Raw genomic sequence first — 20,150 nt, 5'->3', positions numbered from 1 at the left:
CCAATTTTATTATGCCACTACAATGATACCTAGTTTTTCATCAGGATTTTTGGAGTTCCAACCATTGAGTTGGCTGGTTTTTGCTGTAGGCTGAGTTGTATGAAGAATTAAAAAAGCATACTGTGTATGATCAAAATCATCTTTAAGCCAATTATTCAGTGTATTCCAGAAATTAGCATGACCGTCAGTGAGAAAGTCCGTTTGATCATAATGTTTACTTTCTATTTGTTCATTATTTTCTACTGCTTTACCACGTATACTTATATCACCATCACTTTCAAACCAAATTGACTGACCTTCATTCAACTCAAAACACTTTTCAATACCAAGTAAAATTTGATAGTGAAACCCTCGTAAGGTAGGTAGTACACTGCTTTTAGTTGAATTCATTGTGATACCGCATTTAGATTTAAATCATAAATTTTAGATAAGGTGAAGCTTAGCACTTAGATATCATACTTTACAACTAATGTTTAGATTAACTTATAGTAGATAAATTTACTCAAGACCATCCCAGATTCTGTGTAACTGCCATTTAGATTAAATGCCTGCTGATGCGGTGATGCGGTCATCAACTATGAGTAAAAGGTAAGCGAGAGAAGGTGTTAACAACTATTCATCCTCTGAACGCTTTTTAGCCTCAGCTATCAACTCATGAATTTTCGCACTTTCCTTTAGCACGCAAGCATCATAGGCAGAGAGCGGCTTAGACTCATGCTCTTTTTCCTGATCTTGCTTGGCTTTTTCTGCTAAATATTTTTCAAGTTTATCAGCTTCAGAATTACCCATAGCTTATCCTCCGTATGATTTTTACCCTATAAAAAACGGCACTGAGATCAGTGCCGTTCTATCAGTCGTGATAATGTAAAAGTTAACCACGACTCATCAAATACTGATGCACCACGTTATCAATCCCAGCTTAAAATCACCTTACCGCATTGCCCACTTTCCATGATATCAAAGCCTTCTTGGAAGTCATCAATGTGCATGCGGTGGGTAATGATGGGCGATAAATCAATACCGCTAATCAGCATTTGCTCCATCTGATACCACGTCTCCCACATCTCACGGCCATAAATGCCTTTTAGGGTTAACGCCTTAAAAATAATCTTGCTCCAATCCACCGTGGTGGTGTTCGGTAAAATGCCCAAAAGAGAGATTTTAGAGCCGTTATACATGTTACTAATCATCGAATCAAAAGCCTGAGGCGAGCCTGACATTTCAAGCCCAATATCAAAGCCGTGCATTTTTAACTCAGCAATGGCACCTTCGATGGTTTCACCTTTGGCTGGGTTGATGGTCATGGTCGCGCCCATTTTTTTGGCAAGCGCTAGGCGATAATCACTGATATCACTGACCACAATATTACGCGCCCCTGCGAAGCGGCAAATCGCTGTCGCCATAGAACCAATCAGTCCCGCACCCGTGATTAGCACATCTTCACCAAGGACAGGAAATGAAAGGGCAGTATGCGTGGCATTGCCAAAGGGGTCCATGATGGCTGCCATCTCATCGCTGATACGCTCATCGAGCTTGATGACATTATCGGCAGGTATCACCAAATATTCGGCAAACGCGCCATCGCGGTCGACGCCCACGCCGATGGTGTTTTCACACACATGCAGCTTGCCACGGCGGCAGTTACGGCAATGCCCACAAGCGATATGTCCTTCGCCAGTGACTCGGTCGCCCACTTCAAAGTGCTTCACACCATCGCCTATTTCGCTAATGATACCGACGTATTCGTGTCCGATAATCATTGGTGTCTTGATGGTTCTTTCTGACCACTCATCCCACTTATAAATGTGCAAATCTGTACCACAAATGGCGGTTTTCTTAATTTTGATTTTAACGTCATTGATGCCAACAGTAGGTTCTGGCATGTCTTGCATCCAGATGCCTTTTTTGGCATGGGCTTTAACCAGTGCTTTCATACTTTTCTCTTATTTAACGGTGTTGTACTTAATGGTTGAATCTAGCGAGTGAATACCGAACGATGCTTAATCAATCACTTTCATTTGCTTGGCGACTTTGATAAAGGCGGTGATACACTTGTCTAGCTGCTCGCGAGTATGGGCAGCAGAGAGCTGGACACGGATGCGAGCTTGGTCTTTGGGTACGACAGGGTAGAAGAAGCCAATCACATAAATGCCTTCTTCAAGCAGTGCGTCTGCCATCTGTTGCGAGACGTTGGCGTCATAAAGCATGACCGCACAAATTGCCGATGCGGTGGGCTTGATATCGAAGCCTGCATCTTGCATTTTTTTCACAAAGTAGGCGGTATTTTCATGCAATTTATCTTGTAGTGTATTGTCTTGCGATAGCATTTCAAACGCTTTTACCCCAGCGGCAGCCACCATAGGAGGAATAGAGTTTGAAAACAGATACGGACGTGAGCGCTGACGCAACATCTCAACGATTTCTTTTTTACCCGTGGTAAAGCCGCCAATAGCACCGCCAAATGCCTTACCCAAAGTGCCAGTGATCAGCTCAATATCACCACGTAGATCAAACAATTCAGTCACGCCGCCACCAGTGTGACCGACCACGCCTGCTGAATGCGACTCGTCAATCATTATCATGGCATCATATTTTTGTGCCAACGCATAAATCTCATCCATTGGCGCGACATTACCATCCATCGAAAACACACCATCGGTCACAATCAAACGAAAACGCTGTGCTTGTGCCGCTTGTAATTGAGTTTCTAAATCCTGCATATCCGCATTTGCATAGCGATAACGGGCCGCTTTACACAGGCGCACACCGTCGATGATTGAGGCATGATTTAATGAATCAGAAATAATGGCGTCCTCAGCGGTCAGCAGTGGCTCAAAGGCACCGCCATTCGCATCGAAACAGGCCGCATAAAGAATCGTGTCTTCGGTATTAAAAAACTTAGAAATCGCCGCTTCTAATTGCTTATGCAAATCTTGCGTACCGCAAATAAACCGCACCGATGACATGCCATAACCTGAGTTTTCGATGGCTTCGATAGCTGCCTTTTTAATCTCAGGGTGATCAGACAATCCAAGATAATTATTGGCACAGAAGTTAAGCACTTCACGGCCATCAGTGATCTTAATGAGCGCATCTTGTGGAGATGTAATCACGCGCTCGGTTTTATACAGTCCTGCCGCGCGTATATCACTGATTTCTTGTTGTAGGTGTTTCTGAAAGTCTTGATACATAAAGATTCCTTTTTTAATATTATTGGCGTTTGCATTGATAATGCAGATATTAGGACTGCTGATAGAACCAAACTGTAGTCATTTTAAAATAAAATTGATACGCCAATATTGCCGTGCTACTGGTATAAATTTTACTTGCTTGCTGTGTCTACGCTGACAGAGGCTGCATAAAATATATCCCAGCACCACCGCATCGAGTGTAAAGTGAATGGACTATTTGCTCATTAATATGAACTACCCACAAATCTCTAAATACTGACGCACGACATTATCCATGCCTTGCTCCAACGATTCAATCGTAAATGCATGACCAATCGACACTTCAGCGATATCACTAAGCGCGAGCAAATCAGCCAAATTATCCAAATTCAAATCATGACCCGCATTGACGCGGATACCGTTTTGATTGGCTAGATTGATGCAGTCGCTAAAGCGTTGCTTGACCTCATCGAAATCAATATTGTCATCGCTCTTACCATTACTGTAGGCGCGCGCCCATTCTTCGGTATACATCTCGATCGTCTGTACATCGCTCTCGATGACCGCTTTGATTTGCTCAATATCAGGGTCGATGAATACCGCACAGCGCGTACCGAACGCTTCCAGCTCTTTGCTTAACGTTGATAAAAACTCATGGTGAGTGATGATATCAAAGCCATGATCAGAGGTCAGCTGATCGTCGCTATCTGGTACGAGCGTGCATTGATGAGGCTTTACTTCACGGATAATCTTCAAGAACTGCTCGTTTGGATTGCCTTCGATATTGAACTCAATCTCTGGATAATCGGTTAAGAATGCACTGATATCGTAGACGTCCTGATATCTGATATGACGCTCATCGGGTCTCGGGTGTACGGTAAAGCCTTTAACCCCTAGGTCAATCAGCTTCTTCACAAAGGTCAACAGGTTAGGGTAATCAGTACCGCGAGAGTTGCGGATTAAAGCCAATTTATTCAAATTTACGCTAAACAGTGTGCTCATAAAATTCCTTGTACAGCTCGTTTATCATTAATGACATAGAAGGGTTAATAAAAATCGTTGGTATCAGCATACTTCTTATTCAATGCCTTTAAAATAGCATAAGTCTCTAAGTCTACCGTTCCTGTTGGGTTACGGGGTCTAAAATGCAGCTGAAACGCATAGACGACATCGCGACTGGCTTTGTCCCATTCATCATTACTGTTAATCTGATAGCCATAATCACGAAATTTCTGCTTCAGATCAGGTATTGTGGCCGCTGCAAATGCGTTTGTATCCATAAAAGCAAGCTTATCAGCGTCATCATACCAAGCACCGATGCCATATTGCTTATACAGTTGCTCCCAAGGGAACTTTGCACCGGGGTCTATCTTGCGCGAGGGTGCCATATCGGAATGACCGATGATATTCTTTGGTGAGATGTCATATCTCGCCGTGATATCTTGTACCAACTCCGCGACCTTTTTAATCTGCCACTCATTAAAAGCGACATAATGCTCATAAGGATGATACGCCAACTTACCGTCTTTTAATGCATTTTGATACTTAGGCGCAATCCCTGCATTGACGATTTCTATGCCAATAGAGGTATCGTTCAATATCGTCCGTCCTGCAAAGCCGCCATCACCTGCATGCCAAGCCCGCTCGTTTTCTGGGACTAGATTATAGATTTTATCATCGTCATTATCTAACACTAGATAGTGCGCGCTCACCTTGCCAGTGGTTAGTGTTTTTATCGATCTGTCATTGTCTGACACCGTATAGTGCAGGACGATGGTTTTGATGCGCTCACTTTTACCAGTGGCTTGATAGGTTTTACTATCCACGATGTAGTTCTTGGTAGTTGCTACTGGGGAGGTCGTGGTCACGCAGCCAATCAAAGGCAGTGTTAAGCCAAACGCTAAAAAGATATTTTTTACCATGAAATGCTCTGTGTAAATAAAGGTGAGCTTTGATATAGTCGTTTCAATATAATTTGGATACAAGGAAGGCGAGCGAAAGTACTACAAATAGTAGACTAAGCGAGCCTGACACCGTATTTGATTTATATAGAATTGACTATACTTGCCTTTATTTTTTTATTGATAGTAGATAGATGAGTTCGAGATATCTTTGAAAGCTTTTTTAATCCTTGCGAATCTTCTTCGCTAACACCTTTTTCCAACTCTCCTCCAAACATTCAATCGCGAGCCATAGCTCAATCACATCGGCATCGTATTTCTCTTTTGAATTAGACAATTGCCACAGTTTTTCAAGCGTCGCAAACGGATAGGGACGTTCGATTAAATAGACGGGCAAATCAGCGCTAATCAGGCCATCACGCACGACTTGGAAGTACCAGCCAGAGATACCTTGTTTACTGACCCATGCCGCGATATTTGGTACTTTGGTAAACTGCCCGATTTGATCGTTAATCTTGTAGCAAGGGCGTCGTGGTTGGACGATACGCAGTTGTAAATTGTCAGCATCATCCGTACTAGTAGCCGTATCACCATACTGAAAAACGTCACCAATACAAACTGTAGATTCGGTCATTTCAGGTAGACCATTAACGGCTTCGGTCGTGAGGTTTTCGCCCAATGTACCAACGCGGACTTTTAGACCAAATTCTGTATTGATCCTCTCATAAGTTGCAGGTGCCAGTTGATGCACAGCTTTGAGTGGGCCGCCATGATGCTTGCGATCGGCTTGTTCGTCAGTAATTAATCCCATAAAATTGACCGCGACAGGTGCGTTAATTGGCGCTTTATCAATGGCACTCATTTCTTCACGGGTAAATGGCATGGCTTTGCCAGCGCGGACGCAAATTAGATTGGCGATATGTAGCGGCAGGGTTTGGTTAAAGTCGGCTACATTTTTTGGGGTAGAAGATATTAGCGTTGCTATATTTATAGGTTCTAAGCTCATAGGTTTTCCTAATCTGTAGGGATTTATTAGGGGAGAGGCTACTTTAATACTGGTATTAATAATGCGTATTATCTTAGCTTAATCATTCATCTAATGCTAAGCATTCAGCCGCTTAAAATTTAGCAGTAGGTGAAAGGGTATTAGAACGGTAAATTTTAGACAAAAAAAGACCAGAATAGATATCTGGTCTTTTTGGTTTTCACAGCGTTATAAAAATAAATAAAATTATTTATTTTTATTGCGGCGACCAGCGGTTTTCTTTTCACGCGGTACAGCGACCAGCTCAGCCAATTGCTCAGGTGATGACCATAGACCTTCTAAGTCATAGAACTCACGGGCTTGTGGCGTCATTACATGCACGACGACAGCGCCCAGATCAATCAATGTCCAGTCAGAGTCGATACCGCCTTCGCGACCAAGTGGCATAAAGCCCGCTTGCTTCGCTTCAGCGCCGACATTGTCAGCCATCGCGCGTACATGGCGCTTAGAAGTACCGTCAGCGATAACGATGCGTTCGGTTACGTCAGTCAAATCTTCTACGTTCATTACGGTGATGTTCTTCGCTTTCATATCGTCTAGAGCGGTCTCAACAACGGCTAAGCATTCTTTTAAGCGTTCTTCAGTCATGGTGTTGGTCATAAATTTTGATCTCTTGAATCGTCAATATTAAAAATAAAAAGGTAAATCGTCAATTTGCATGCGTTGGCATTGTCGAATGGACTAGATGTCGCCAGTCAGCTGTAGAGACTGGATGGGCAAAATGACAAAGATAAGGCGATTTTAACGGAATTGAGCAGCAGAATATAGCTGATGGGCGATAATATATTGATAAACAGCAGGATTTAGCCATTTAGCTAATGGATTGGGTGCAGTATTGTCTATGATATCATTTATTGGTGCGATAGATGTCATTTGCCTTGCCGCTGCGGATATTATATTCGATCGATTGTCTGTCGGCTGCAACTGTTGGCGTATCTGTGTACTGGATATCGTGGCGATAGGACGCGAGTCTATATAAATGTGGCCTTGATGGGTGTTTTTCAAGAGACGGCTATCGGTCGATGCTTGAGAGGTGGGCTGTAATAAGTCAATAGGCGCATCGATGCGTAAAGATTGCAGCTGCGCAGGTAATTGGATATGCAAGTTCATCGTATCCTGCGCGACTAACGTTTTGTTGGCGGGATGAGTCGTGGTTGCCAACAGGTGATTATTTTTATGATTAATATCAGACAGATTATCACGATTAAACACCCAAAGATTGACGTAATCCGTAAGCTCTAAACCGTTTTTCCATTTGCTCAAACTCAGCGCGCTATCCATACCGATGATGAATATTAGACTGTCATTTGGATAATGCTGGCGCAACGTGCGTACACTATCGATGGTATAAACAGGCGGTGTTTGCCACAGCTCAAGCTCATTAATTTGTAGCGGTGTATGGAGTGTCGCAAGCTTTAACATCGCCAGACGGTGTTTAGGGTCTGTACTTTTTTCTTTAAAGGGAGAGCGTGCATTGGGTAATAGTGACACGTGCAGCGCGCGCTGTTGCTGCTTGGCTATCGGTAGCAAACGCTGATAAACAGTCATCGCCATTTGCAGATGACCATCATGTACGGGATCAAATGAGCCGCCAAGATAAGCACGGATGGCTGGCGCAGGTGTATTTTTTTGAGGATTTTTGCTGGTATTTGGCATAAATAAATGCGTAAAAATAGATAAGAGGTACGTTGTCGTTGATGCATTTTACCCTTTTATCAGCTGACCTTTTTTAGGTTAAATGCTTCGATGATAGCGCTATTGTAGAGGGCAAGCGGGCATCTGTCATTAAAAGGGCTGAAATACTAGGTAAAATGAGTGCATCGCTATCCGTAATGAAAGTTTTTTAAAAAGTCAGTCATGAACATAGCCAATAAAAAACCGACCATCATGTTGATAGTCGGTTACCTATAGATAGAGCAATTAGTCATACATTTTAATGCAATTAAATCGCGTCGCTATGAGCTTGAATAGCGGTAAGGGCGATGGTGTAGATAATATCATCGACCAAGGCTCCGCGAGACAAGTCGTTTACTGGCTTATTCAAACCTTGCAGCATTGGGCCAACACTCACTACATTGGCGCTACGTTGTACGGCTTTATAAGTGGTATTGCCCGTATTGAGATCTGGGAAAATAAAGACATTGGCTTGCCCAGCAACCGGTGAATCAGGGGCTTTTTGCTTGCCGACGCTCATGACAGAAGCGGCGTCATACTGTAGCGGTCCATCGACTTTTAGATGTGGCGCACGCTCGCGGACGATTTGGGTCGCACGAGTGACTTTTTCGACGTCCGCGCCAGTTCCTGATGAGCCTGTAGAGTAGCTAATCATCGCAACTTTTGGATCAATACCGAAGGCGGCAGCAGACTGTGCTGATTGAATGGCAATCTCAGCCAGTTCTTCGGCATTTGGATCAGGATTAATGGCACAGTCACCGTAGACCACCACTTGCTCAGGTAGCAGCATAAAAAATACTGATGATACGAGCGAGTATTGCGGTGCGGTCTTAATCAACTGAAATGCTGGACGGACGGTATTTGCGGTGGTATGAATCGCGCCAGAAACGAGGCCGTCGACTTCATCCATCTGTAGCATGGTCGTGCCTAGATATACGGTGTCTTTTAAGTATTCAGCCGCGACTTCTGCGCTGGTTTTACCTTTACGGCGTTCGACCACTGCAGCGATATACTTATCCATATCAAGCGTGTCGGGATCAATTATTTCAAGACCTTCAGGTAAAACTAAGTCGAGATTTTTAGCCACTTGCTCGACATCGCTACGCTTAGCGAGTAGTACACAGTTGGCGATGCCACGGCTTTGACAGATACAAGCGGCTTCAACCGTACGCGGCTCAGAACCCTCTGGTAGCACGATGCGTTTTTTGGCGTCTTGTGCTTTTTTAACCACTTGATGACGGAATGCAGATGGTGAGAGGCGCGGCTCATGATTTTGACTAAAATAGTCTTTAATCCAGCTAAGATCTAAATGAGCGGCGACATAACGGGCCACTTCTTCAGCACGTTCAGTATCATCACTTGGAATCTCTGCGCTCATGTGCATGAGGCTTTGTACGGTCTCATAGCTGTCGCTTTCGACACTCATGACAGGGATGCCTGTTTTGAGGGCAGATTGCCATAGCTCAGCGACGGTTGCACTCGGCTCGACGCCGCCGGTTAATACCAATCCTGCCAGCGGGATACCATTGATACAAGCCAAACCTGCTGCTAATAGTAAATCATCTCGATCGCCCGGTACGACGATAAGGGTGCCACGTTTAAACACCTCATCGACGCGTGCGACCGAGCGTGCGGTTAGGCTAATGCGGTTAATACGGCGTGACTTAGCTTCACCGACATTGAGCCATTTGGCATCAAGCTCAGTGGCGATATCCCACGTACGAGGCACGGACAGTGAATCACTGAATGGCACTACCCCGATTAAACGGAACGCATCAGTATTAAAATGCGGTGATAGGCGCTGGACTTCTTGCATAAAGCCTTCATCTAAACTCACAACTGCTTCGCCAGGGGCAACGATTTGATTTTCTACGGTACTTTGCGCATTTGGCAAGTCATGTACACGCATCAAAATCGCGCCGAGCGTGCGCTCATGGGCGATGCCGCCAAACTCACGAGCGTGAACGTCAAGTTTATCAGCCAGGTAGGCCGGTTTACTGGTATCAGCAGTGCTAACAAAGATGATTCTAGCATCTAACGCATGAGCAATCGCCCGGTTGATTTGCGAGGCATAAGAGGTCTCTGTGGTCGGTACTAAGCCTTCACAGATCACCACATCATAATCATCGCCCAGAGTATGATAATTGACGACCACCTCTTCCATCAAGTCATCAAGATTACCATCACCAATCATACGCTCGACACGCTGCCGACTGATAGATTTAGGTGGCGTCAGACCAAAAGCATGCATTGCTAACGCGCTTGAGCTGTCTAAACTGTTTTGCTTATCAAGTGTATCATCTTGCAAAAATGGCTTCATAAAGCCCGCTTTGATACCGTTGTAATCAAGAGCGCGAATCAATCCAAGCGCTGCTGACGTTACACCGATACCACGGCTGATGGGAACTAGTAAAATGGTTTGCATAAAGTATCCTACGGTTTATTATATTTTTAAAGCTCACTTCATCCTTGCTGGAATGAGTAAAACGTCGCGCTTCTCATCATAGGCTATGTATAAGAAGCGCTGGGCAAAAAAATAACTTAATACGTCTAATGAATAAAAAAGCTGATAAGACGATTAGAAGGTTATGAGAAAATTACAAGTAACTTATAATATAAGCAACTTATAAAAAGTGTCGAGCTTAGAGTAAGCCCAATGCTTCACGTGTTTCTTGAGCAATACGGCACTCTTCATCAGTTGGCACAACCCACAGCTCGATGCTGCTATCGTCTGCGTGGAAGCTGCCTTCGCTACCACCAAACAAGCTCGCATTTTTGTCAGCGTCTACCTTTATGCCGAAATGACGCATCACTTCTAGGATACTGGTTCGGGTGGTGACTGAGTTTTCGCCGATACCACCTGTAAAGACAATGCCTGTGAATTCTGGCAGCGCGCAGCTTAAGCTGGCAAGATATTTACCGACGCGGTAACAGAACATCTCGATAGCGAGCTTAGCATCTGCGTGACCTTCGTTCGCCGCTTGTTCGACGGTACGTAAATCATTAGACAATCCTGAGACACCCAATAGACCACTTTCATTATTGAGCATGGCATCAATCTCTTCCAAGCTCATACCGAGCTGGCGCTTTAGGTGTATGTGTAGACTTGGGTCAACATCACCACTACGCGTACCCATCATGAGCCCTTCAAGCGGGGTCAGACCCATACTGGTATCAAAACTTTTGCCGTCATAAACGGCAGTTGCCGAGCAGCCATTGCCCAGATGCGCTGTAAGCCAGCCATGTGGGCCTTTAGACTCAGTAATTTCACTGGCACGCTCTGAGACATAGGCATGAGAGGTACCATGAAAGCCATAACGGCGGATTTTGTGTTCTTCGTATAGGGCTTTTGGTAGTGGGTAGCGAAAAGCAACAGGAGGCATGGTTTGGTGAAAGGCCGTATCAAAGACGACGACTTGAGGAATATCAGGATAAATCGCCTGTACCGCTTCGATACCTAAAGCATGGGCAGGGTTATGTAGGGGTGCGAGTATTTTTAAGCGTTTTACTTCGTCCAGCACATGCTCATCGACACGGACTGCTGCAGAGTACTCACGGCCACCATGAACCACGCGATGACCAACGGCGATGAAATGATACTGTTCTAATAGCTCAAGGATTTTTTGTAGTGCTAACTGATGACGACCACCTGAGATAGAGATTTCCAGCTTATCTCCATTTAACGTCGTGTGTTTGATACGAGCAGTATCGAGTCCTAAGTTTTCGGCCAAACCAGTGATACGAATAGAATTGTCTTCGCTAATCAGCGCGTATTTGATAGAAGAGGAACCGCAGTTGAGGACTAAGGTGGGATTGATTAGGTTCGATGTTTCGGTATTTTTGTCATCAAAAGTGGTGGTTAGGCTGGCGCTCATACTCTGTCCTTAGATTGTATTTTGTAAAGGGTGACTCATCACAGACGAGTACCGGTTGAATAAACAAAAACCAGCCGCATCCATGCCGACATAGGTCAAGCAAGTACATTGCTGATTCTGGTCACTCTTGGGCTGGCACTATTGATCAGTGCTTGTTAAGTCGCATGCTAGCGCCTCAACACAGTCGCAAGGTCTACACATAATGTACCATAGTTTTATGGCTATACCACGATAACTATAAGGGTTAAATTGATAGAATGTGGTATAGACAATACAACTGTACACCGAGTGTCGCTAGGGTTTGTCGGCTGCTACAGCCAAATATAATAGCTCATAATAAATTGTAAGAAAATTTGTCTAAGTAAATATAATAGGCTATTTTACCATTATAGGGATACATTAAGACCGCTAGTATCAACGATCGCTTAGTAAATGGCAGTCGCACGGTCTAGTAAAGCTTAGCAAAACTTAGAAAAACCAAACTCGTCCAAATTTATTGATTAGGGACATTCAGTATGCACACAGCATTATGTAATAATGCTATTATCCAAAGTAGTCATATTGTCATTTTTTAGCGATGAAGATAGCTTTTATTTAGCTGTCTATAGGGTTTGATCTATCGCCTTTATGACTCGTGCTTTTTATCATCCTCATGCCATTGCAAAGTCACAGGTTCTCTATTCTATGTTTACTATTAACCGCTTTTCGAAAACTGAGCACACTGATGTCGCTGATCTTGGTCGCCGTGTTATCTCCACTTTTATTATCAGTGGGGTGATGATGGGTTTGGTGGGTTGCGGTCAAAAAGGCAATCTATACCTCGCCGACGCTAGTAGCCAGACGGTTCAAGGAGCTACGGATAGCGCTGGCATACAGGGTAGTACCTATTCGACACAAGATGATGGTCATCAAGAAATGGATGGTTTTAAGCTACCGGAACCCAGTGAAGACCCTAATGATTATTGATTTTTATTAAAAACTCAATGCCGTCAACGAGATTTCGGTGTGCACCCTAAGATTTTTTTAACTTTGTAACCTGATGAAATTAGAGATGTTTATATGAGTCATTCTGAGCAACAAACTGGCGAATCTGTCACGATCCAAACTGAGCAAGGCTTGTATGTTAATCCTCAAGCTTTAACCGCCCATTTACCCGCGCTAGATTATCGCGATGGTGCATTGTATATGGAGCAGGTGAGTATTGATGATGTGGTTAAACACTACGATACGCCATGCTATGTGTATTCAAAGCAAGCCATTTTGGATGTCTATCAAGCTTATAGCGATAGCTTTGCCAGTTTAACGCACCAGATTTGTTATGCGGTAAAAGCCAATTCTAATCTTGCGGTACTTGGTATATTGGCGCAAGCAGGGGCAGGATTTGACATCGTCTCTCGTGGCGAGCTCATGCGCGTATTGGCGGCAGGTGGTGCTGCTTCACGTGTGGTATTCTCAGGTGTGGGCAAGACCTATAGCGATATCGAGTATGCCCTGACCCAAGGTATTGGTTGTTTTAACGTAGAGTCAATCAGCGAGCTGACTTTGATTAATGATGTAGCACAGAAATTGGATAAGCCTGCGCCAATTTCACTACGGGTTAATCCTAATGTCGACGCCAAAACGCATCCGTATATCTCAACAGGGTTAAAAGACAATAAATTTGGTATCACCCACGAAGACGCGGTTGCCGTCTATGAGCAAGCGGCACAGTTATCCCATATTGATATCGTCGGTATTGACTGTCATATTGGTTCACAGTTGACTGAAGTTGCGCCATTTGTCGCGGCTCTGGATAAAGTGATTGAGCTGATACACAACTTACGTGATAAAGGTATCGAGCTGCGTCATATCGATTTGGGCGGTGGTTTGGGTGTGCGTTATATCGATGAGACACCAGTATCTATCGACGAGTTTGCTCAAGCGTTATTACCGAAACTTAGTGAGCTTGGCTTAACGGTATTCTTTGAGCCGGGTCGCAGTATTGTGGCAAATGCTGGGGTATTATTGACTAAGGTTGATGTGCTCAAACCAACGGAACATAAGAACTTTGCCATTGTTGACGCAGCAATGAATGACTTGATTCGTCCGGCGTTATATCAAGCTGAAATGGCAGTCATTCCAAGTGTTTTGCCTGAGAATGGCATCGACACTGATGGCACACAGCCATGGGATATCGTTGGCGCTATTTGCGAAACGGGTGATTTTTTAGCGAAAGACCGTTTATTGTCGCTCGCGGCAGGCGATGTTTTAGCAATCACAGGCGCTGGTGCGTACGGCTTTACCATGAGTAGTAATTATAATTCACGCCCGCGTGCTAGTGAAGTAATGGTCGCCGATGATAGCCATCAACTGATTCGCAAACGCGAAACCATTGAAGCACTATATGCGGACGAAGTATTGTGGCAAGGTAAATAAATCGTTGACCAACAGATTTAGCCATTTTTAGCCCATTTAGGCGTTTTCGTTCAGATTGAGGACATGCCCTAGATAAAAAGCCCCTTGTCTTTATGATGATGGGCTTTTTTTATGGCCTGCTCTAATGAGAGATATCAGTTTGGCTGTACGAGGTGGATTTAGCATCGTGTTAACTTAGTATTTGATAGCGGTGATAGTTATGATTGTATCTGACAGCGTGCTAAGATAAGCCATACATAAAAATAGGATAGGATAACAAGGATATGCTAATAGAATTTACGAAGATGCATGGTCTGGGCAATGATTTTATGGTCATCGATTTGGTGACTCAGCGCTTAGATTTGACCAAGGATTTGGTACAGTTACTGGGTGACCGTCATTTGGGTATTGGCTTTGATCAGCTGCTCGTCGTTGAGCCACCGATGCGTCCTGACGTTGATTTTAGTTATCGCATTTTTAATGCTGATGGGTCAGAAGTTGAGCAGTGCGGTAATGGTGCGCGCTGTTTTGCTCGTTTTGTGCAAGCGCGTAAACTGTCATTTAAACAGCGCCTACGCGTTGAGACGGCGAGCGGCATCATTTCATTGACCACGGATCGTTATGGCTGGGTCGAAGTCGATATGGGTAAGCCAAAATTTGAACCAAGCGAGATTCCTTTTACCCCCAGAGCCACGACCAAAATTCAAAACGCCTATCATCTCGATGTAAATGGCACTCCTGTACAGCTTTATGTTGCCAATATGGGCAACCCGCATGCCGTTATCAAAGTTGATAACGTGCTCGATGCCGACGTTGAAACCTTAGGCAAAGCCATCGAATCGCATCCTGCCTTTCCTGACCGCGTCAATGTTGGCTTTATGCAAGTGATGAATCAGCGTCATATTCGTCTGCGTGTCTATGAGCGCGGTGTCGGTGAGACACAAGCCTGTGGTACTGGCGCTTGTGCCGCAGTAGCGGTTGGTATCCGCGAAGGCTGGCTCGATGAAGGCGAAGACGTGCGTGCGCAGCTTTATGGTGGCAGTATGATCATCAAATGGCAGCCGGGTTATTCAGTGATGATGACCGGTCCGACCGCCTTTGTTTACGAAGGCGTATTTAGCCCAGATGGTCTGATGGCCCAAGCGGGCATCAAGCCCAATCCAGAAGGCTAATGGATAATAGGGCTATGTCTAATAAAAACAATCATACGATGGAGCCTACCTCAGATTCTGAGGCAGAAGCATGGCTATCAGTCGAGCACGCTGCGTCTATAGAGTCGGATGCTGCATTACGTGATTTGTTAGCGCCCGTGCATCGTTGGCTTAATGTCTTGTCGGTGCGTAACCATTCACCGCATACGTTGACCGCTTATTTTGCAGGATTGAATCAATTGGCGCTATTTTTACGTGGGAAACGCCTGACGTGGACGCGCTGCGATAAGCGCCAATTAGCCCAGCATATCAGCCAACGTCTTGATGAAGACAAGCTGGCACTTGCCAGCGTCCAGCAAGAGCTGTCAGCCATTCGTCATTTTTATGGTTGGCTGATAGAAGAGGATTTAGCACGTATTAATCCAACGACTGGCTATCAGCTCAAACGTAGTCCTCGACCGCTGCCATCTATCGCTGATGTTGATTTGCTCACTCAGCTGCTTGACCAAGAGATGCCTGATACACCGGAACAAGCGCGCCTATGGCTGCGTGATAAGGCGATGTTTGAATTGCTATACAGCAGCGGTCTGCGCGTAGGTGAGTTGGTCGCGTTGGATATGGTCGATGTGGATTTGTCAGACCTGCGCGTGCGCGTGACAGGTAAAGGCAATAAAACGCGTTTGGTGCCGTTAGGTATCAAGGCAGCAGAAGCGATTAGCCGTTATCTACCGCATCGTAATCTGTGGGTGGAGCAAATGGACAGCGCATTATTCATTAGTGAAAAATTGGGTACGCGTTTATCAACACGGGCAGTGCAGCAGCGTCTCAAAGTTGCGGCTACCCGTGCTGGCATCGCACAAAATATGTATCCGCATCTATTGCGTCATTGTTTTGCCTCGCACATGCTGTCGGGCAGTGGTGATTTGCGCGCGGTGCAAGAAATGCTTGGGCATAGCGATATCAGTACCACGCAAATTTATACCCATGTCGATTTTGCTAAGCTCACGCAAGTCTATGATCGCGCTCATCCGCGCGCGACTCATACACGGACCGAAGAAAACAACACCTAATATTCGATATTCAATACTTACTATTCAGTACTCAGCATTGAAACTGACTTACGCCAAACGATGACAATCAAAAATAGGCATTTTTTGGCGGCCTTGCTGTTGAGTCTGTTTATCTAAGGTTGCCAAGATCAAAGCATAATTTTTATTATCTTTATTAATAGCGTTGTTTAATTCACTATCCTCATAGCTGTTAATAATCGTGCCATCAAAAGCTGCGATAGTGGTATGCCCCCACGTTTGACGGATATCACCGTTTTTATAAACATGGTCGCCGCCTTGTGCTGCGCCAATGACCATGCACTGACTGTCTAACGCCCGCGCGCGAAGTAACAGCGACCAGTGTGCTTGCCCCGTTAAATAAGTAAATGCCGATGGCGCACTTAATAGGTCAGCGCCTGCTTGACGTAAGCGCTGTGCCAATGCGGGAAAACGCAAATCAAAACAAACCATCATACCCAGTTGATAAGCAGCATGATCACTCTCTACTGTTGCAACTACAGTCTGTGTGCCAGGCTCAAACGTCGCCGCTTCATTATAGCTGCCATGTTTATCTGCTACCGTCGCCGTGAATAGGTGAATTTTGTCATAGCGTGCCACTCGCGTACCATCAGGGGCAAATAGCTGACTGACTTGGCGCAGTCTGCCATCAGGCACGATAACGCCATCAGGGCGATAAGGGCAGGGCAGTGAGCCTGCCAGCACATAGACACCGTAAGTACTGGCATAGTCTGCTATCGTCGCTGATAGCGCATCAAAGCGCTCTGCGGTGGCAAATTGCTCGCCCATGCTACAGCAGTTTTCAGGTAAGACAACAAGATGAGCACCTTGATGACTGGCATCGCTGATGGCAGCTTTTATAGCCGTTACGTTTTTTTCGATGTTTTGCTGGCTATTCATTTGAATCGCAGCAGTGATAAGGTGCGGTTTGTTTGCTTGGTTATTCATCGTATTATTCTCGGTTAATGTTAAGAGTGATTCAATTGGCTCGAAGGTTTTGTGTCATGTACCTTGTATTTTTTATATAGCCTTATTATTATCAACAAGATTTGGTTGTTTATTGTTTGGCAGTTCATGCTAAAACGGTCAAATTTATAGAGTTTTATAAGTAGAGAGCAATAAGCGTATTGGGCCGTCTATAAATTATCATAGCAAAATTGCCACGAAAAATGCTATCGTCATGTCCTGATAACGTTAAATCGCTACTTTAAGTGGCAACATATATAGACTATCACCAGTATCGGAGTGTAATAAGCCACCCATGAGTATGTCTTTCGGATTGGCGACCACGCTGAGCACCTCACAAAAACTGACCCCGCAAATGCAGCAAGCCATTAAATTGCTGCAACTCTCTAGTCTTGAGCTTGCGCAAGAAGTTCAGGCCAAGCTGGATAGTAATCCATTGCTTGAACGTATTGAGGATGATGAAGATGAATACGATTATGGCAGCGGCGATAGAGTAGATGAGTCATTGACACTTGATAGCTGGAACCAGAGCACTGATACTTTTAGTGCAACCTCTGAGAGTAATACCCACAACTCTGAACCAGATGAAGACTTTACTGACAGCTTGGACAAATTACAGCAAGCCAGTATTGATGATGGTGCCATAGACAATCATACGATGGATAGTGACGACTATAGTAGCTTTGAAAGTAGTGCTGATAGCAGCAACTATGCATCTACGCCGAGCAGTTCGGGGAGCAAAAGTGACGAGGATTTTGATAGTTATCAAGGCGGCACTTCTGCCACCATACAAGACCACGTGCGCTGGCAGTTGAACTTCAAGCATCTCTCAGAAGCGGACATGTTGATTGCAACCTATCTGATGGATTCTATGGATGACATGGGTTTTGTGCGGCTTGATATCGATGAGCTGTTGCAAAGCTTCGATACGATGGCAAGTTTTTATCAATGGGAAGAGTCTGTTGAGCACGATGAAGTCATGGCTGTTTTACGTGTTATTCAGTCTTGTGATCCGCTGGGTGTGGGGGCGCGAAATCTCAGTGAGTGCCTAGCGATTCAGTTGTCCAAGCTCGATGCAAATACTGACCATCTAAAAGAAGCGCAAGCATTATTGTCAGCCAGTGAGCATTTGGTGAGCAATAACATCAAAGCATTGACTGAGCGGACTGGTCTCGCACCTGCACAGATTACCCCCGCGCTTAACTTGCTGCGTACCTTGAATCCGTCACCTGGATTGCTGTTTCAAAGCAGCCAACCAGACTATACTCAGTCTCCAGCCAGCTATGATATTCCTGATGTTTTGGTCACGCCTATACGTCACCATCAGAGTCAGACGAGTTCAGATACATCGACGCAAGAGGACGGCTGGAATGTGCGCCTCAATCCTGACACCATGCCAAAGCTAAGAGTCAATCAAGAATATGCCAATTTGGTGAAGCGCGGTGATGACAGCCCCGACAATCAATATCTGCGTGAAAACCTCACCGATGCCCGCTTGTTTATTCGTAGTATTGAAGAGCGTAATCAAAACTTATTAAAAGTGGCAACCAGTATCGTGCGTTATCAGCAAGAGTTCTTGCAGCATGGCGCGACTGCCATGCAACCGCTCATCCTAAAAGCCATTGCCGAAGAAGTGGATTTGCACGAATCGACCGTCTCGCGTCTAACCACCAGTAAAACGATTTTGACGCCGCAGGGATTATTTTCACTCAAACATTTCTTTTCATCTCATGTCAGCAGTACCGACGGTGATATTTCATCGACTGCCATTAGCGCCATGATTAAGCAACTGATAGCCGATGAAGATGCCAAAAAGCCATTATCTGACAGTCGCATAAAAGATTGTTTATTATCCGAAGGTATCGATATCGCCAGAAGAACCGTGGCCAAATATCGTGAAGCAATGAATATTGGCTCGTCTACTCAGCGTAAACAGAAATATTAAATGTCATAATTCAATGAGTTAAGAGAAAAATCGTACTATCGCTAATATATTTCTTGATAAATATAAAAAATAAAATTTTTTGATTATATAGAAACATTTAGGAAACAACCGTTTTTATTACATTTAATTACACTTTACTGTCTTGCTACTATTCGATATTCATGACAAATTAGAGTCATACCAACAACGAAATCTAAGTGTCGATTTAGCGTATTTACTTATCTCATTAATCAAAATGACAACGAAAGGACACGTTCGATTTTTGCTAAAAGCATCGATTATTAAAGGCGCTAATTAATAAAGACACCCCATCCATTGTTGGTAAGGCAGGGTGAAAAAGCAGGAATGCTGGCTCATCTGTTGATTGTAAGTAATAATGCAAGCAACAACGTAGGCAACAATGTAAGTCATAATAAAAGGACAATAATATGAATGTTTCTATCAGTGGTCACCATATCAGTGTTACCGACGCTATGAACGCAGCTGTTCAAGAAAAACTTGATAAAATTGGTCGTCATTTTGATCAAATTCAAAGTATTCAAGTCATTTTATCATTAGATAACAGCGGTGCTATAAAGAGCCATAAGGCTGAAGCGATTATGCGAGTCTCGGGTAAAGAGATGTTTGTCCAAGCGCTTGACGATGATATGTATAAAGCCATTAACGAGATGGCAGACAAACTTGATAGACAAGTACGCAAGTACAAAACCAAGTTGGAGAGCAAAAAGACTCAGGGTGCTGGGCGTGATGGACGCTATGAAGAGCTGGTGACAGACGATGCTGCTCCAGCAGTTTAATGTTATAGAGTTTAGGATATTTAAAGGTTACTGATTACTGGCTGATGAAATAATGAATAGTATAAATAGCCGCATTTTTAGATATCTCTAAATGATATTGCCTAAAAAGGAAAAAGACCTCGAACGTTTGCTACGTTGAGGTCTTTTTTATGAGCAATTATTTTT

Annotated in this window: 18 protein-coding genes; 6 read left to right on the top strand and 12 right to left on the bottom strand. The window is 44.3% G+C overall.

All coding sequences use genetic code 11. The features are described 5' to 3' along the window. Positions 1 to 9 precede the first annotated feature (9 nt). The 11 genes from B2575_RS04910 to B2575_RS04860 form a co-directional block, all read right to left on the bottom strand. Positions 10 to 390: a hypothetical protein gene (locus B2575_RS04910; protein WP_296240400.1), complete on the bottom strand. Its 381-nt coding sequence runs from the start codon at positions 388 to 390 to the stop codon at positions 10 to 12. Positions 391 to 612: 222 nt separating this feature from the next. Next, the gene (locus tag B2575_RS04905) at positions 613 to 789 is read right to left on the bottom strand and encodes a hypothetical protein (RefSeq protein ID WP_296240399.1); all 177 of its coding nucleotides are present in this window, start codon (positions 787 to 789) and stop codon (positions 613 to 615) included. Positions 790 to 908: 119 nt separating this feature from the next. After that, positions 909 to 1,934 (bottom strand): L-threonine 3-dehydrogenase, encoded by a 1,026-nt coding sequence (gene tdh, locus B2575_RS04900; protein WP_045443351.1) that lies wholly within the window; start codon positions 1,932 to 1,934, stop codon positions 909 to 911. A gap of 66 nt (positions 1,935 to 2,000) precedes the next feature. Next, positions 2,001 to 3,191 carry a glycine C-acetyltransferase gene (kbl, locus tag B2575_RS04895; RefSeq protein ID WP_296240398.1) on the bottom strand — a complete coding sequence of 397 codons (1,191 nt, stop codon included), beginning with the start codon at positions 3,189 to 3,191 and terminating at the stop codon, positions 2,001 to 2,003. A 234-nt stretch (positions 3,192 to 3,425) separates the two neighbouring features. Next, on the bottom strand, positions 3,426 to 4,172 hold the full coding sequence (locus tag B2575_RS04890) for a pyridoxine 5'-phosphate synthase (protein WP_296240396.1): 747 nt from the start codon (positions 4,170 to 4,172) through the stop codon (positions 3,426 to 3,428). Positions 4,173 to 4,216: 44 nt separating this feature from the next. Then, positions 4,217 to 5,092, bottom strand: coding sequence for an N-acetylmuramoyl-L-alanine amidase (locus tag B2575_RS04885; RefSeq protein WP_296240395.1), 876 nt, complete (start codon positions 5,090 to 5,092; stop codon positions 4,217 to 4,219). A 202-nt stretch (positions 5,093 to 5,294) separates the two neighbouring features. Beyond that, a complete protein-coding gene (locus B2575_RS04880) occupies positions 5,295 to 6,077 on the bottom strand; it encodes an MOSC domain-containing protein (protein ID WP_296240394.1) in 783 nt (260 codons plus the stop codon). 225 nt (positions 6,078 to 6,302) lie between these two features. Continuing rightward, on the bottom strand, positions 6,303 to 6,716 hold the full coding sequence (gene rsfS / locus B2575_RS04875; RefSeq protein ID WP_045443355.1) for a ribosome silencing factor: 414 nt from the start codon (positions 6,714 to 6,716) through the stop codon (positions 6,303 to 6,305). Positions 6,717 to 6,857: 141 nt separating this feature from the next. Next, positions 6,858 to 7,772, bottom strand: coding sequence for a nicotinate-nicotinamide nucleotide adenylyltransferase (locus B2575_RS04870; RefSeq protein WP_296240393.1), 915 nt, complete (start codon positions 7,770 to 7,772; stop codon positions 6,858 to 6,860). Positions 7,773 to 8,058: 286 nt separating this feature from the next. After that, positions 8,059 to 10,215 carry a phosphate acetyltransferase gene (pta, locus tag B2575_RS04865; RefSeq protein ID WP_109591161.1) on the bottom strand — a complete coding sequence of 719 codons (2,157 nt, stop codon included), beginning with the start codon at positions 10,213 to 10,215 and terminating at the stop codon, positions 8,059 to 8,061. 217 nt (positions 10,216 to 10,432) lie between these two features. Further along, complete coding sequence (locus B2575_RS04860; protein WP_055123535.1) at positions 10,433 to 11,665, bottom strand: acetate/propionate family kinase; 1,233 nt, start codon at positions 11,663 to 11,665, stop codon at positions 10,433 to 10,435. A 684-nt stretch (positions 11,666 to 12,349) separates the two neighbouring features. On the opposite strand from B2575_RS04860, the gene B2575_RS04855 reads away from it, so the two are divergent. The 4 genes from B2575_RS04855 to B2575_RS04840 all read left to right on the top strand — a co-directional run bounded on the left by B2575_RS04855 (position 12,350) and on the right by B2575_RS04840 (position 16,280). Beyond that, positions 12,350 to 12,631: a lipoprotein gene (locus B2575_RS04855; RefSeq protein WP_296240392.1), complete on the top strand. Its 282-nt coding sequence runs from the start codon at positions 12,350 to 12,352 to the stop codon at positions 12,629 to 12,631. Positions 12,632 to 12,724: 93 nt separating this feature from the next. Next, the gene (gene lysA, locus B2575_RS04850) at positions 12,725 to 14,080 is read left to right on the top strand and encodes a diaminopimelate decarboxylase (protein WP_296240391.1); all 1,356 of its coding nucleotides are present in this window, start codon (positions 12,725 to 12,727) and stop codon (positions 14,078 to 14,080) included. Positions 14,081 to 14,343: 263 nt separating this feature from the next. Then, positions 14,344 to 15,231 carry a diaminopimelate epimerase gene (gene dapF, locus B2575_RS04845; protein ID WP_045443366.1) on the top strand — a complete coding sequence of 296 codons (888 nt, stop codon included), beginning with the start codon at positions 14,344 to 14,346 and terminating at the stop codon, positions 15,229 to 15,231. Between the two features lie 14 nt (positions 15,232 to 15,245). Next, a complete protein-coding gene (locus B2575_RS04840; protein WP_296240390.1) occupies positions 15,246 to 16,280 on the top strand; it encodes a tyrosine recombinase XerC in 1,035 nt (344 codons plus the stop codon). 48 nt (positions 16,281 to 16,328) lie between these two features. Here B2575_RS04840 and B2575_RS04835 read toward each other — a convergent pair whose 3' ends face one another. Beyond that, a complete protein-coding gene (locus B2575_RS04835) occupies positions 16,329 to 17,225 on the bottom strand; it encodes a nitrilase-related carbon-nitrogen hydrolase (RefSeq protein ID WP_296240389.1) in 897 nt (298 codons plus the stop codon). Between the two features lie 313 nt (positions 17,226 to 17,538). Here B2575_RS04835 and B2575_RS04830 point away from each other — a divergent pair, with 313 nt between their 5' ends. Both B2575_RS04830 and hpf read left to right on the top strand, forming a co-directional pair. Continuing rightward, complete coding sequence (locus tag B2575_RS04830) at positions 17,539 to 19,188, top strand: RNA polymerase factor sigma-54 (protein WP_296240388.1); 1,650 nt, start codon at positions 17,539 to 17,541, stop codon at positions 19,186 to 19,188. A 428-nt stretch (positions 19,189 to 19,616) separates the two neighbouring features. Next, positions 19,617 to 19,985 carry a ribosome hibernation-promoting factor, HPF/YfiA family gene (hpf, locus tag B2575_RS04825; protein ID WP_296240387.1) on the top strand — a complete coding sequence of 123 codons (369 nt, stop codon included), beginning with the start codon at positions 19,617 to 19,619 and terminating at the stop codon, positions 19,983 to 19,985. Positions 19,986 to 20,150 lie beyond the last annotated feature (165 nt).

Origin of the sequence: Psychrobacter sp. UBA6739, assembly GCF_002453835.1 — a bacterium.
In the GTDB taxonomy this organism is placed as follows: domain Bacteria; phylum Pseudomonadota; class Gammaproteobacteria; order Pseudomonadales; family Moraxellaceae; genus Psychrobacter; species Psychrobacter immobilis_A.
The sequence above is the reverse complement of the archived record's forward strand: the minus strand, read 5'-3'. Positions and strand labels throughout refer to the sequence as shown.

Excerpts from the sequence above, each read along its gene's own strand:
- rsfS (WP_045443355.1), bottom strand. The coding sequence starts at position 6,716 with ATGACCAACACCATGACTGAAGAACGCTTAAAAGAATGCTTAGCCGTT.
- pta (WP_109591161.1), bottom strand. The coding sequence starts at position 10,215 with ATGCAAACCATTTTACTAGTTCCCATCAGCCGTGGTATCGGTGTAACG.
- B2575_RS04835 (WP_296240389.1), bottom strand. The coding sequence starts at position 17,225 with ATGAATAACCAAGCAAACAAACCGCACCTTATCACTGCTGCGATTCAA.
- B2575_RS04890 (WP_296240396.1), bottom strand. The coding sequence starts at position 4,172 with ATGAGCACACTGTTTAGCGTAAATTTGAATAAATTGGCTTTAATCCGC.
- B2575_RS04870 (WP_296240393.1), bottom strand. The coding sequence starts at position 7,772 with ATGCCAAATACCAGCAAAAATCCTCAAAAAAATACACCTGCGCCAGCC.
- B2575_RS04905 (WP_296240399.1), bottom strand. The coding sequence starts at position 789 with ATGGGTAATTCTGAAGCTGATAAACTTGAAAAATATTTAGCAGAAAAA.
- B2575_RS04880 (WP_296240394.1), bottom strand. The coding sequence starts at position 6,077 with ATGAGCTTAGAACCTATAAATATAGCAACGCTAATATCTTCTACCCCA.
- kbl (WP_296240398.1), bottom strand. The coding sequence starts at position 3,191 with ATGTATCAAGACTTTCAGAAACACCTACAACAAGAAATCAGTGATATA.
- B2575_RS04830 (WP_296240388.1), top strand. The coding sequence starts at position 17,539 with ATGAGTATGTCTTTCGGATTGGCGACCACGCTGAGCACCTCACAAAAA.
- B2575_RS04860 (WP_055123535.1), bottom strand. The coding sequence starts at position 11,665 with ATGAGCGCCAGCCTAACCACCACTTTTGATGACAAAAATACCGAAACA.
- B2575_RS04910 (WP_296240400.1), bottom strand. The coding sequence starts at position 390 with ATGAATTCAACTAAAAGCAGTGTACTACCTACCTTACGAGGGTTTCAC.
- hpf (WP_296240387.1), top strand. The coding sequence starts at position 19,617 with ATGAATGTTTCTATCAGTGGTCACCATATCAGTGTTACCGACGCTATG.
- dapF (WP_045443366.1), top strand. The coding sequence starts at position 14,344 with ATGCTAATAGAATTTACGAAGATGCATGGTCTGGGCAATGATTTTATG.
- B2575_RS04855 (WP_296240392.1), top strand. The coding sequence starts at position 12,350 with ATGTTTACTATTAACCGCTTTTCGAAAACTGAGCACACTGATGTCGCT.
- B2575_RS04840 (WP_296240390.1), top strand. The coding sequence starts at position 15,246 with ATGTCTAATAAAAACAATCATACGATGGAGCCTACCTCAGATTCTGAG.
- tdh (WP_045443351.1), bottom strand. The coding sequence starts at position 1,934 with ATGAAAGCACTGGTTAAAGCCCATGCCAAAAAAGGCATCTGGATGCAA.
- lysA (WP_296240391.1), top strand. The coding sequence starts at position 12,725 with ATGAGTCATTCTGAGCAACAAACTGGCGAATCTGTCACGATCCAAACT.
- B2575_RS04885 (WP_296240395.1), bottom strand. The coding sequence starts at position 5,092 with ATGGTAAAAAATATCTTTTTAGCGTTTGGCTTAACACTGCCTTTGATT.